10 protein-coding genes, 1 other RNA gene and 10 pseudogenes are annotated in these 12560 nt (G+C 29.8%); 10 read left to right on the top strand and 11 right to left on the bottom strand.

Features of this window, described 5'->3' with window-relative positions; genetic code table 11:
- The first annotated feature begins 1 nt into the window (after position 1).
- The 4 genes and pseudogenes from mlaD to DK405_RS03225 form a co-directional block, all read left to right on the top strand.
- Positions 2–487 (top strand): outer membrane lipid asymmetry maintenance protein MlaD, encoded by a 486-nt coding sequence (gene mlaD / locus DK405_RS03245; protein WP_045912604.1) that lies wholly within the window; start codon positions 2–4, stop codon positions 485–487.
- Between the two features lie 2 nt (positions 488–489).
- Positions 490–1761, top strand: a complete 1272-nt coding sequence (hisS, locus tag DK405_RS03240) for a histidine--tRNA ligase (RefSeq protein ID WP_045912603.1) — start codon at positions 490–492, stop codon at positions 1759–1761.
- An 11-nt stretch (positions 1762–1772) separates the two neighbouring features.
- Entirely contained in the window at positions 1773–2261 is a 489-nt protein-coding gene (gene nusB, locus DK405_RS03235) for a transcription antitermination factor NusB (protein WP_052691707.1), read from the top strand.
- 483 nt (positions 2262–2744) lie between these two features.
- Positions 2745–2840 (top strand): annotated as a pseudogene (locus DK405_RS03225) (IS5/IS1182 family transposase); the annotation flags it as partial.
- Between the two features lie 115 nt (positions 2841–2955).
- On the opposite strand, the gene DK405_RS03220 reads toward DK405_RS03225, so the two are convergent.
- Positions 2956–3624: a glutathione S-transferase family protein gene (locus DK405_RS03220; protein ID WP_045912600.1), complete on the bottom strand. Its 669-nt coding sequence runs from the start codon at positions 3622–3624 to the stop codon at positions 2956–2958.
- Between the two features lie 19 nt (positions 3625–3643).
- Positions 3644–4028: RNase P RNA component class A (gene rnpB / locus DK405_RS03215), an RNA gene on the bottom strand.
- Between the two features lie 238 nt (positions 4029–4266).
- Between rnpB and DK405_RS03210 the strand changes: the two genes are divergently transcribed.
- The 3 genes and pseudogenes from DK405_RS03210 to DK405_RS13795 form a co-directional block, all read left to right on the top strand.
- Positions 4267–4458, top strand: coding sequence for a hypothetical protein (locus tag DK405_RS03210; RefSeq protein ID WP_045912599.1), 192 nt, complete (start codon positions 4267–4269; stop codon positions 4456–4458).
- Positions 4430–4738 (top strand): annotated as a pseudogene (locus tag DK405_RS03205) (transposase family protein); the annotation flags it as partial. The gene DK405_RS03210 and the pseudogene DK405_RS03205, both read left to right, overlap by 29 nt.
- Positions 4725–4850 (top strand): annotated as a pseudogene (locus DK405_RS13795) (HD domain-containing protein); the annotation flags it as partial. The pseudogenes DK405_RS03205 and DK405_RS13795, both read left to right, overlap by 14 nt.
- On the opposite strand, the gene DK405_RS03195 reads toward DK405_RS13795, so the two are convergent.
- The 9 genes and pseudogenes from DK405_RS03195 to DK405_RS03160 form a co-directional block, all read right to left on the bottom strand.
- Positions 4816–5061 carry a hypothetical protein gene (locus DK405_RS03195; RefSeq protein ID WP_231967942.1) on the bottom strand — a complete coding sequence of 82 codons (246 nt, stop codon included), beginning with the start codon at positions 5059–5061 and terminating at the stop codon, positions 4816–4818. The pseudogene DK405_RS13795 and the gene DK405_RS03195 sit on opposite strands and share 35 nt — an antisense overlap.
- Positions 5048–5143 (bottom strand): annotated as a pseudogene (locus DK405_RS03190) (IS5/IS1182 family transposase); the annotation flags it as partial. The pseudogene DK405_RS03190 and the gene DK405_RS03195, both read right to left, overlap by 14 nt.
- A gap of 156 nt (positions 5144–5299) precedes the next feature.
- Positions 5300–6057: pseudogene (locus DK405_RS03185) on the bottom strand (IS5 family transposase); the annotation flags it as partial.
- Between the two features lie 241 nt (positions 6058–6298).
- Positions 6299–6382: pseudogene (locus DK405_RS15680) on the bottom strand (hypothetical protein); the annotation flags it as partial.
- Positions 6383–6465: 83 nt separating this feature from the next.
- Positions 6466–6690: pseudogene (locus tag DK405_RS03180) on the bottom strand (transposase family protein); the annotation flags it as partial.
- A gap of 181 nt (positions 6691–6871) precedes the next feature.
- A complete protein-coding gene (locus DK405_RS03175) occupies positions 6872–8125 on the bottom strand; it encodes a hypothetical protein (RefSeq protein WP_045912749.1) in 1254 nt (417 codons plus the stop codon).
- Between the two features lie 251 nt (positions 8126–8376).
- Positions 8377–8554: pseudogene (locus DK405_RS13790) on the bottom strand (IS982 family transposase); the annotation flags it as partial.
- 102 nt (positions 8555–8656) lie between these two features.
- Positions 8657–8926: pseudogene (locus DK405_RS03165) on the bottom strand (transposase); the annotation flags it as partial.
- 19 nt (positions 8927–8945) lie between these two features.
- Positions 8946–9137, bottom strand: a pseudogene (locus DK405_RS03160) (helix-turn-helix domain-containing protein); the annotation flags it as partial.
- A gap of 638 nt (positions 9138–9775) precedes the next feature.
- Here DK405_RS03160 and DK405_RS03155 point away from each other — a divergent pair.
- The 3 genes from DK405_RS03155 to DK405_RS03145 all read left to right on the top strand — a co-directional run bounded on the left by DK405_RS03155 (position 9776) and on the right by DK405_RS03145 (position 12544).
- On the top strand, positions 9776–10402 hold the full coding sequence (locus DK405_RS03155; RefSeq protein WP_011944347.1) for an amino acid ABC transporter permease: 627 nt from the start codon (positions 9776–9778) through the stop codon (positions 10400–10402).
- Positions 10395–11126, top strand: coding sequence for an amino acid ABC transporter ATP-binding protein (locus DK405_RS03150; protein ID WP_045912746.1), 732 nt, complete (start codon positions 10395–10397; stop codon positions 11124–11126). The genes DK405_RS03155 and DK405_RS03150 overlap by 8 nt, the downstream gene beginning before the upstream one ends.
- A gap of 272 nt (positions 11127–11398) precedes the next feature.
- Positions 11399–12544, top strand: a complete 1146-nt coding sequence (locus DK405_RS03145) for an EAL domain-containing protein (RefSeq protein ID WP_231967609.1) — start codon at positions 11399–11401, stop codon at positions 12542–12544.
- Positions 12545–12560 lie beyond the last annotated feature (16 nt).

The following is a 12560-nucleotide window of genomic DNA, read 5'->3' as shown; positions in this document are numbered from 1 at the left end:
TATGCAGTATAGTTATTTAGAAACATTTATAGGCTTTTGTGTAATGCTATTTGTTACACTATGCATATATTTTGGTTATAAAACATATAATGATTATTATATAAAAGATAATAACTTTAAAACTGTTTTTGCTACTTTTCAGAATGTTGAAGGATTAAACAAGGGGAGCAGTGTATTCGTATCTGGTATTAAGATTGGCACAGTTGAAAAATTAACTCTAGTGCCGTTATCTTTTGATGTAGCTGTAGAATTAAAACTATCTGCAGATATAAATCTTCCTAATGATTCTCAAGCAATAATTATGAACCGAGGACTACTAGGGGAGAAGTATATTACTATTATTCCTGGAATAGAGGAAAATTATATTGCAGACAAAGGGGAAATATATTTTACACAATCAGCTATAAATGTTGAAAGAATGATTGGCAAAGTATTCTCTGAACTTTTTGGCAGTAACTATTTTAAAATCTCTTCTAGCAGGCATTAAAAATGTCAATCAAATTGCAGCCAGTTAAAGGTAGCAAAGATTTACTACCTGAAGAATTTGGAAAACATGACTATATTGTTAGCGTTTCTAGGAATTTAAGTAAGTTATATGGGTTTCAACCTATATCTACTCCAATCATAGAATACACAGAAATATTTAATCGTACTTTAGGCAAAGACTCAGATGTTCTTAGTAAAGAGATGTATGTTTTTCTTGATAAAGGAAATCGTAGTGTTAGTTTAAGGCCAGAGTTTACTGCAAGTATTATGCGGGCAGTTATTTATAATAATCTACAAAATAAAAAACTACCATTAAAATTTTTTTCATCAGGACCAGCATTTAGATATGATAATCCTCAAGCTGGTAGACAGCGTCAATTTCACCAAATTAATTTGGAGTGTATTGGTGACGATTCTCCATTCAGTGATGCAGAAATAGTGTTGCTAGCTCATGATATATTAAAAACATTAAATTTAGTTGATAAAGTGAACTTAGAAATAAATTCACTTGGCTGCATGGAATCAAGAGCAAAATATCAACAAGCTTTGGTTGAGTATTTTAGTAAATACAGAACTGAATTATCGCAAGATAGTCAAAGTCGTCTTATTGAAAATCCACTACGAATTTTAGATTCTAAAAATTTGCAGGATAAAAAAATATCTGCTTCAGCGCCTAGCATACATGATTATTACACTATTAAAGCTAGATGTTACTTTGATAAAGTGCTAGAATATTTAGAATTTTGTGGTATTAAATATACTGTAAATGCTAATTTAGTGCGCGGGTTAGATTATTACTGTCATACAGTTTTTGAGTATGTATCAACTCAAATTGGCGCTCAATCTACTGTTTTGGGAGGAGGGAGATATGATGGACTATTCGAACAAATGGGAGGTAAATTAGCAAGTGGCAAAAAAACGTTGCCTGCTATCGGTTTTGCTGCTGGAATAGAAAGATTAGCACTTTTAACTAATTATACTCCAGTGGATGTAAGACCTATAGTTATTATACCAGTAGATGAGGAACATCACCAACATGGTATTATGTTGCTGCAAAAATTAAGAAATAATAATATTACAACTGTAATTGATTTGCAGGACAGCATTTCAAAAAGATTAAATCGAGCTAATTACATTAAGGCAAGTAAGGTGATATTTATTGGAGCAATCGAAGTGCGAGAACAAAGTTATAGAATCAAAGACTTAGATACTAGTAATGAATGTGTAATAATACATAATGAACTACTTAGCTATTTGCAAAATAACTGCTCTTAATATCAAATTGGTTGCTCTATTATATGATTAAGATTAATACTAAGACTATAACTAGAATTGCAAGTATTCAAGGAGTTTATAGTTATCAAATTTTGGGCTCAGAGCCTACAATAGATTCTATAATAGATTTTATTATTACATATTATAAAGATAAAAGTTCTTTAGAAGATCTTGAATTAGATTCTGCTATACCTTGCTTTAAGCTAAGGACAAATTATCTAACAAAGTTAGTGAATGAAACTATAGACAACTTAGAAACCATTGACATGATAATTTCATCTTATCTTGCAGACAATTGGCAAATTAAAGACCTACATTTAATTCTATTATCAATCTTACGTGTTGCCACTTGTGAATTAAAATTTTTTACTAGCACTCCATATAAAGTCGTAATCAATGAGTTTACAAATATAGCTAATGATTTTGTTAAAGAAAGTGAAATTGGCTTTGTTAACTCTTTATTAGAAAAAATTAGTTTCAATGTACGAACAAATTTCTAAACTAAAGTGTCATAATATCCTATCATTTTACAAAAAGTAGTAGAATATTCATAGTACGATAGCTGGCCTTTGTAATTGGCAGGTTATTGCTTCTTTTTTTATTTAAAAGCAATTGCAATAAAAATATTTTTGATGTTTACGCATAGGCTATGTTGACCCAAGACTTAACTACTAGACAAACATTAATATAGATAATAGACCTCTTTCGAAACTGGTTAACGTAGTTCAAAATTATAAATGCCAGAGATCAAATTAAATCAAAAACCGAATCTTTTACGTCTATTTGGATATTTATCAGTAATAATTTTGAACTACGTTAACCAGTTTCGAAAGAGGTATAATATAAGTTTTCATAAAGCAGTTATAGCTGAGTTTCTAATAGAAATTAGAGGCTGTAAATTATTATATAGCCAAACTACTATTAAACAATTATTATAAAACGAAACATCTACATTAGACCTCTTTCGAAACTGGTTAAGGTAGTTCAAAATTATTGCTGACAAATGTCGAAATAGACGTAAAAGATTAGGTCTTAGATTTAATTTGATCTCTTGCATTTATAATTTTGAACTACCTTAACCAGTTTCGAAAGATATCTATTATAACTACCTTAGCAAATTAAGCTATATATCTTTGGCAAATTACATTAATTTAGCACAATTTAGATATGTGTGATTAATACTATATACTTAACTTAAAAATCTAGTTCAGCATAATATTTAGGCGGAAAAAAACCAGGGGTATAATCTTGTAATAAAGGCTTAAAACTAGGCCTAGACTTTATCAATACATACCAGTTTTTAACGCTGGGATAATAATCCCAAATAACTTCGTTAAAATAATCAATTACTGAGATATGACTAGCTGCAGCAATATCTGCAATAGTTACTTGATCTCCGGCTAAATATGAATTTGATTGTAAAAGATTGGTAATAAAATTAAAATGAACTTTTTGACTTGTTTTAGCTATTTTTAACAAATCAGATCTTGGTGAACCGTAATTTTTTAAAAATTTAATTAATTTTTCATCTAATATTATTTTTGTGACTTCATGATAAAATTTATCATTAAACCAAGTAAACAGCTTTCTAATTGCGACATTTTTTTCTGGCTCATTGCATATAAAATGAAAGTTTGGGTCAATTTCCCTTAGATATTCAATAATAGTAAAAATATCATATACTACTAATCCTGATGTCTCAATTAACACAGGCAACTTGCCATTTGGGTTAAGAGTAATAAATTCTTTTTTCTTTAACCAAAATTCCTCCTTTATCAAAGTAAATACTGAATCTACTTCTTTTAATATAATTCGCAGTTGTCTTGAAAAAGGACATAAAGGATAATAATATACTTTTCTCATGTATTTTACATAATCTAAATTGTATTGATAGCCTATAAGCCGAGTTCTGTAAAATATATTAATTAATATATTAATTACGGCTATTTATCTGGGATAAATATTACTATTTACCTCAAGCGACCTACCCAAGCAACTAGATAAAAACGCCTTCTAACTTATTAGTTATGTTGCTTCTATTTGGTCTTGCTCCTAGTGGGGTTTACCATGCGTAATTTATTACTAAACTACCGGTAAGCTCTTACCTCACCTTTTCACCCTTACCAAATTAATTTATTTGGCGGTATATTCTCTGTGGTACTTTCCCTAGAATTACTTCTGCTGGGCGTTACCCAGCACTATGCTTTTATGGAGCTCGGACTTTCCTCACAAATCTATAAATTTTGTGTAGCCATACAGCTATCAACATAATAATTATGATACTATATTCAAAATTAGTCAACTAATTATCATACTTAAATTAAATCTATGCCGATATAAGTAGTATTCTAAGAACATATGAAAATCAGTGTTAAAGAAGATTTAGAGCTAAATAACAAACCAAATGCTGAATCTGATGTTAGGTCTAATAGCAAATTATCAGAACTAACGAGTATTATTCGCTGAAAGCTAGTAATTGCCTTAATTTTTATAAGCATCACAATAATGCTTGTTTCGTATTTTTTATCTGAAAGTGGTAAAACGAAAGAATCTATAACTTTTACGGAAAATCATGAGTCAAGAGAAGCGATTTCTAGAATAGAACAAGCTGTAGACTTGAGAGCGAAATGGATAGAAGAAATACCAAGTGAAGTCAAAACATTAAAAGAAGGAATCCAAAATTCTTATTCATCCTAAGGTTAAAGCGATTACTGATACAGGATATCAAGATATACAAAAAATTCACAATAATTCTGAATTACCAAGGAAAAAAGCAAGAAAAAACCTTTAACTAAAAATGATAAAAAGAATAACCTTAGATTAGCAGGAGAAAGAGTTGTGAATGAAAACGTTATTTGTATGCTAAAACGGTTCAAAATTATTGCCGATAAATGCCGATAAATATCGAAATAGATGTAAAAGATTCTGTCTTAGATTTAATTTGACCTCTGGCATTTATAATTTTGAACTATGTTAACCAGTTTCGAAAGAGGTCTAATGTAAGATTTAACACCAAAATTGATCTTGATAGAGTTGAAAAAGCAATATTTTATGCTAAAAAATATCATGGCCAGCAAAAGAGAGATACTTGAGAACTATACTACACACATCCATTATGATGCTGAGATTGCTTTTTTTAATTTTTTTTGCAAGTTCATTTGCTAACTGGTATGCGTACACATTATCAGAATCATATTTGATAGCCAGGTTACAACTTTCCACTGCTTCTTGATGTCGCCTCAATTTATTCAAAGCAATTCCTTTATTAGGCCTCTTTCGAAACTGGTTAAGGTAGTTCAAAATTATAAATGCAAGAGATCAAATTAAATCTAAGACCTAATCTTTTACGTCTATTTCGACATTTGTCAGCAATAATTTTGAACTACCTTAACCAGTTTCGAAAGAGGTCTAATGCTTATCCTTGTTGCTTCTATGCGTTAATTATTGATTATAAGATGTACTATAGGTAAAATTGGTCTTCTAAGGCAGATAGTATCAGTATGAAGATTTATATAGGTTTGGCATAAAATTTTTTTCAACTTCGATATTTATTAGCAATAATTTTGAAGCGTTTTAGCGCACCAATAACGTTTTCATTTACAACTCTTTCTCCTGCGAATCTACCGATTATTCTTTTTATCATTTTTAGTTAAAGGATTTTTCTTGCTTTTTTTCTTTGGTAATTCAGAATTATTGTGAATTTTTTGTATGCCTTGATATCCTGTATCAGTAATCACTTTTACCTTAGGATGGATAAGAATTTTGGATTTCTTAAATAATCTAAAGTCATGTTTTTTACCGTTAGAAAAATCTGTACATATTACTTGGCGCGTTTTCTTATCTACCACTATTTGAGTTTTTAGTGTATGCCTTTTCTTCTTTCCTGAATAATAGAATTTTTGTTTTTTTTAGGTCTTTCTATAGGACTCTCAGTAGCATCAATCAAGACTCTTCATAATTCATATCACTCTTCATTAAAGCTTTACGGCCTGGAAGAGCAAAGTTTGCGTGTTTAACTAGGGTGTCTTCTACCCATTTTACAGCTTTATATGCTGAACTTTCACTAATTCCATAGTTCTGACCTATATGGAAATAAGTACGGTATTCTCTAAGGTATTCTAACACCATCAGCAACTGTTCCTCCAAATTGAGCTTATTTTTACGTCCACCTTTTGATTTCTTAAGACCATCAGCTTTCCTCAAAATATCCACCATCTTTGAAAATGTCCTCTTCCTTACTCCTGTTAATCGACGAAATTTTTCATCCTTTAACTCTTTAATCTGATCTAATTTCATTATTACTTCAAATTAGATTTTTATAACACCATTCTACATCATTCTCTAGTTTCGAAAGAAGTCTATTATTGTAAGCGTCTGAAAAATCTGGTTGATACTTAATATCCAAATCAAAATTCTCTATTGCATCTTGATATTGTTCTAGTATATATAAAGCAGTTCCTTTATTATTGTAAGCATCTAAAAAATCTGGTCGATACTTAAAAATTTTCTATAGCTTCTAGTAGCTTTTCCAGCTTTTTTAAAGCATTTCCTTTATTAACATAAGTTCTGCATCATCTGGTCTGTATCGAATAGCAGTATCATAATTTTCAATTGCCTTTTGATATTGTCATAATTCCCTTAAAGCAATTCCTTTATTAATACAAGCTTCTATACAATCTGGATTACACTTAATAGCTACATCTTCTGACCTATATGGAAATAAGTAGTACGGTATTCTCTAAGGTATTCTAACGCCATCAGCAACTGTTCCTCCAAATTGAGCTTATTTTTACTCACGCCTTTTGATTTCTTAAGACCATCAACTTTCCTCAAAATATCCACTATCTTTGAAAATGTTACCTTCCTTACTCCTGTTAATAGATGAAATTTTTCATCCTTTAACTCTTTAATCTGATCGAATTTCGTTATTACCTCCAATCAGATCTTTATAACACTATTCTACATCATTCTCTAGTTTCGAAAGAAGTCTATTTTAAATTAATGCACGATATGTCTCTAACTATGAAGGCATATAGAACTTATTATGATCCTCATAGCAGAGACATTCTAGTTAACAAAAAATAGTTATGAAAATATTAACACACTTGAGTTACTTGCTAAGCAAACAAGCAATAGTAAGAGCGCTGTTTACACTAGCATACAGCCCATATACTCTATATATTAGCGAACACCAACTTTTTTGTACGTCACTTAATGCTGATCCTGATAAATTAGCAACTATGCAATTTGATACAGGATCTGATATATTTCTTACTACTCCAAAAGGAACTTTCATATAATCAGCTACCACTGCTACAAATGCATCGTCCATTTCTTGAGCAGCATATTTACTATGATTACCACTAGTATTTGCAACTTCAAAAGTATTCGTAGACAATATTGGTTTCTTATCACACAGATTGTTTAGCTTTGGATGAAGCGCTAATTCAGGATCAATAGAGTCATTTAATAAATCGCTTAACTTTATTTGCGAAATATCATAGTGCCTAGTCACTTCATGGCGAATTAGTTTTTCGTATATTTTTTCAAGTTCATTATTATTGAGTGGAACTTTAGTAAAGAATTTTGATAATTGTGATGTTATTTGTGGTTTCCATTTTGAGGTATAGCAGCTATTATTAATTTTAATACCTTTATATACAGCATTTTCAAAATTTATTCCATGACCTTTATTAAGCTCGCATAGCGCTTGATTTGTAATATTGACAGTGCCAATCACATCTTCAATTACAGTTCCACCAGCTGTACCGCTTGTTATTATAAGACTAGGAGAAGTTTCATGAATAATTTTTTCAATTAATACAGTAGTTGGCACTTGATTTATTTCACAATTAAACTTTTTTGCTACAGTATCGTCATTAATATTTGTAATTAGCCCATCTGTTGATGGATGCATATCTGACTTGTATAATAAAAGTGTTTTTCCATTTGATAATTGAAATATTGCATATCTTCCCCAAGCTTCTAGTTTTTTAGAAGGAAGAACAGCCCCATTTAACTCAACTGCATGCATAAAATCTTGATATCCAGATTTGTATAAGCGCCAGTTAGTATTGTTAAAAGCATTACTATCAGCTTCTCTATATTTTATACTGCTGTTATTGGAAAAAAAAACATGATTCAAGGCTGCAAATTCAGCGTTTGTCCATACGATAGCAACATAATCTGCTTTGGGTAGCTTAGCAACTGATAAACTCTCTTCAGAAGCAACAAACTTAGGATTCCCAATGCCAATATTACTAAAATCAATAGCTGGTAGGTTTGGAAGATTTGTATGGCTGTCAAAATTATCAACTGAATCTGATTGAGAGAAAGAAAGTATATGTCTAGTTTTTATGTACATAAAATAATCTCGTATTTTTTTCTTTAAGAAGCTTAAATACAACTTTAAATTGCGTTAGTCAACAGTAAATTTAGATACTATAGCCAAACCAGTATAAAACAGTTTATTATATACTTTTCAAAAAGCGTAACTACGTCACAGCGATATTTCATTCTTCTTGATTTAGCTTGAAAGCTTTTTTCAATGTGATTTAAATCAGGAGAATAAGGAAATAAATACTCTAATATATATCCATCTTTTTCTACGCTAATTTAGGATAAGGAAGAAGAAGAGGAGATAAGATAGGGATAAAGTTTGGAGATAGAATAACTAGCAAGAAAAGCAATTATATGAACAAAGGAATTAATATGAGAGCGATGTAGAGTATGCTCTAAATGGATAAGTTTTTTTTAGTACATTAAAGACAGATTTAATTAAGGAACGTTTATTTATAGTCATTTACAATGAAGTTTGCATATAAAATATCATGTTGGTAAATCTTATGATGCTATTGTCGCTTTTTCTATGCTCAAACTTCATTGTAAATAGCTATAATAAACGCTTATCATCTATGTCTGATAAATATGTTTTCATATCTTTAAGAAGATTAGTAAATAAACGTAGACCATTGGAGAATAGTTGATGAAATAACTCTTTAGATATGTAAGCTTTATCACCAAACAATTTACCAGATAGGCCTTCAGAAATAACTGAAGCCATAGATAGGTCGCTTTTATTGCCTTTAGTAATTTTAACTGATATTATTTCACCTTTGTTATTGATTATAAGATGAAGCTTAAAGAGTAAGAACAAACCATAACTACCTTATCCTAATCTGGCGTTTATATGCTAAACTTTCACTAATCCCATAGTTCTGGCCTATATGGAAATAAGTACGGTATTCTCTAAGGTATTCTAACACCATCAGCAACTGTTCCTCCAAATTGAGCTTATTTTTACGCCCATCTTTTGATTTCTTAAGACTATCAGCTTTCCTCAAAATATCTACCATCTTTGAGAATGTTCCTTTCCTTTAGCTCTTTAATCTGATCGAATTTCACTATTACTTTAAAAAAGTTGAATGCTAAATGCAAATGTAATAATTAGTACTAAGGATAATTTCAAAAAAATCTATTAGCATTCAATAAATTGGAAAGAAATTACAAAAGGTTAATAATCTTCGTAGACGTATTTATATGGTAAATTGTCTGAGCATTATGCTGAGTAATTCGCTCGTGCGGTTCTTTGGAAGGAAAAGCGTTTTTGCGCATGCCTTGTAGCTACGATTTTATATGATAAATTGCTTTTTCTATGAGGGTTTGGTATCATATATTTTTATTACTTCTTCAGAATACTTGCAAAAATCATCTATTAACTAGAAAATTTCTAATGAAGAATCATATTCAGTTCTCAATTATTTTATGTAGCTATAATTGCTGTAATTAAAGAATATGATAAAAAAATATAATATGAAACAAATTAAGTATCTATAAACATTTTTGCATATCGTTATAATATATTAAAAATTGTTTTGCTATATTATTGAAGTTGTTCTATTCTAGATTATTACTTGCTCGCGTGAGCTAGGTAGTGAAATATGATTTTGACAAATTGTTTTATTTATGAATATGATTATTGGTACTAACAAGGGAGGTTTTTATTATTAAAACTTTGTGTCATGTGCTTAGTAATATTGCGTTAGGAATTCCTGTTACTTTGCAATATGCTTTTAGTGCTGTTTGTTTTGGGTTTGTTATTGCTGTTTTATTAACAGTTAGCAGAATGTCTAAATATAAGCTATTAAAATTTGGAGCTAATATTTATATATCAGTTTTTCGTGGTACTCCGTTAATAATACAGTTATATGTAATATATTTTTCCTTTAAGTTAAGTAATGTGTTCTATGCCGGCGTATTAGTGTTTTCATTAAATTCTGGTGCTTATGTTGCAGAAATTATTAAGTCTGGAATTAATTCAGTGGATAAATGGCAAATTGAAGCTGCATTAGCTCTTAATATACCTTATTTTTATATTATGAAAGATATTGTTTTACCGCAAGCTCTTAGAAAAATTATTCCTTCATTAGTTAATGAAGTTATTAATCTTCTTAAAGAATCATCTATTATTTCAGTATTAGGGGGTATGGATTTAATGGGTAGAGCTAAAATTTTATCTCAAGCTACATATGATTTCTTTACTCCTATGATTAGTGTTGCATTATGTTATTATATTTTAGTATTAATTTTAAGTTTTTTGGCTCAGTTGTTAGAAAAAAAGTTAAAGTTGAAATATGATTAGTGTAATAAAATTAAAAGATGTTTCAAAAAAGTTTGATAAATTTTCAGCTCTTTATAATGTTAATTTTGAACTTTTTAAAAATGAGGCTGCTATTATTTTAGGCCCATCTGGAAGCGGTAAGTCGACTATATTAAGGTGTATTTGTCAATTGGAAAATATTAGTAGTGGTGAGATTTTTATTAATGGGCAACAAATTAACCAATCAAATAAAAAGGAATTATTGTCTAGAGTTGGTATTGTGTTTCAGCATTTTAACTTGTTTCCTCATTTTACGGTTCTTAAAAACTTAATTTATGCTGCACAAATAGTTTTTAAAATGTCTGCACAAAATGCAATAATGAAAGCTGATGAATTATTACTGTCATTTGGTCTAGAAAGCAAAAAAAATGATATGCCTTCTAAACTTTCAGGAGGGCAAAAACAAAGAGTGGCGATTTGTAGAGCGCTAATGATGAATCCAGAGGTTATGTTATTTGATGAGCCGACTTCAGCTCTTGATCCAGAGTCGGTTATGGAGGTAGTTAATACTATTGCTAAGTTAAAACATAGTATGACTATTGTAGTTGTAACTCATAATATTGCATTTGCTAAAGTTATTGCTGATAGAATAATTTTTATGGATAAGGGGCAGGTTCTGGCATGTCAGCTTGCACAAGATTTTTTTAAGAATCCAAAGTCCCATCGTGCAAGGTTATTTCTTGAAAATTTGCGAAATTTTTGTTGATGAGTTTTAATTATGTTTGAGCCTAAGCAAGGTGTATGAGGTTTTGGTAAAGTGTTTAGAATTGCTAAGCAGATAGTTAGTACTAATACTACAAAGTAGTTGATTATTTATCAGTGATAGTTTTTAAAAATAGTATACTGTTATTTAGATTTTTTTATTATAAATTTTGTTAATTGAGTTGAAAGATGATGAGGCATAATTTTTGTTCTACTCGACCATGGTTAAAGGTTACTAATGTATTTGATGATTTTATAAACCATGGTGGTGGAGTTGTGCTATTAATTAAGATACAAAACTATAATAATTTGCTATTGATAGCAGCAAATAAAAGGTTAAAGCAAATATTCCAGAAGTTTAAACTAATTTTATCAACTATATGTAAAGTGTATGTAAGTAAACACTATGTGTTTCAGTGGGACTATTATTTCATCATTGTTTTTCCTAAAATTGATAGGAGTAAAGTTTCAACTATAGCATATGATATTTATTATAAATCACAAATGGTTACTTTTGACAAGGATAAATTGTTTTTAAAATGTAAAATATCAAGTATAAAATTTCCAGAATATGGTACTAAGTTGTTATTATTGATAAAATATTTAAAGAGTTACTTGGATGATAGTAGTTTTTTAGGTTACTATTCGGAATTTAATTTTTTAGAATTTACAACAGGGCTGAAGAAAGAATTTAAGGCATTAGCTCTATTTAAAGAGGCTCAAATGAGTGAAAAGTTGTTGTTTGCTTATCAGCCGATAGTGGAGTCTAGAACTGGAAAAATATTATATTATGAGTGTTTATTGAGAATTCTAGATGCTGCCAATAAGTTAACTTCTGCTGAGCCGTTTATCTTGTTGGCAGAAAAGAATGGTTTTATTAATGTTATTGATAAGATGGTTTTGCAGTTTGCTATTAAAGAGTTAAGTTCTGTTCCAGATTTAACGCTTGCTGTTAACATCTCAAATATAGGAGTATTAGATTCTAGTTTGATAGCAATGGCTGATGAATTGCTATCATCGTATCCAGTAGCAGATAGATTAACTATAGAAATTACTGAAACTGCTTTTAATAATGATGTAATTAAAACTATAGAATTTATTGAAGCAATGCATAATAAAGGTTGTCAAGTTGCAATTGATGATTTTGGAGCAGGCTTTTTTTCGTTTAAGCACTTGCAGATGTTGCAAGTAGATATAATTAAGATTGGTGGTTGCTTTATACGAGATATTAATGATAATTATTATAATAAATCTATAGTTAAAACCTTAGTAGAAACAGCAGCAGGACGTGGAATAGAAACCGTAGCTGAATTTGTTGAAAATGGACAGATTGCAAAAATTTTAATGGATATTAATGTGAATTATATGCAAGGTAACTTCTTTGCTCCTGCGATGCATTATAAGCCTTGGAATAGTGGATAATAACTTCTATGCATAT

Origin of the sequence: Orientia tsutsugamushi (genome assembly GCF_900327275.1) — a bacterium.
Classification (GTDB): Bacteria; Pseudomonadota; Alphaproteobacteria; order Rickettsiales; family Rickettsiaceae; genus Orientia; species Orientia tsutsugamushi.
The sequence above is the reverse complement of the archived record's forward strand: the minus strand, read 5'-3'. Positions and strand labels throughout refer to the sequence as shown.

What these genes read in the sequence shown, in the direction of transcription:
- mlaD (WP_045912604.1), top strand. Translation starts at nt 2, where the DNA reads ATGCAGTATAGTTATTTAGAAACATTTATAGGCTTTTGTGTAATGCTA.
- hisS (WP_045912603.1), top strand. Translation starts at nt 490, where the DNA reads ATGTCAATCAAATTGCAGCCAGTTAAAGGTAGCAAAGATTTACTACCT.
- DK405_RS03220 (WP_045912600.1), bottom strand. Translation starts at nt 3,624, where the DNA reads ATGAGAAAAGTATATTATTATCCTTTATGTCCTTTTTCAAGACAACTG.
- DK405_RS03210 (WP_045912599.1), top strand. Translation starts at nt 4,267, where the DNA reads ATGCTTGTTTCGTATTTTTTATCTGAAAGTGGTAAAACGAAAGAATCT.
- DK405_RS03175 (WP_045912749.1), bottom strand. Translation starts at nt 8,125, where the DNA reads ATGTACATAAAAACTAGACATATACTTTCTTTCTCTCAATCAGATTCA.
- DK405_RS03150 (WP_045912746.1), top strand. Translation starts at nt 10,395, where the DNA reads ATGATTAGTGTAATAAAATTAAAAGATGTTTCAAAAAAGTTTGATAAA.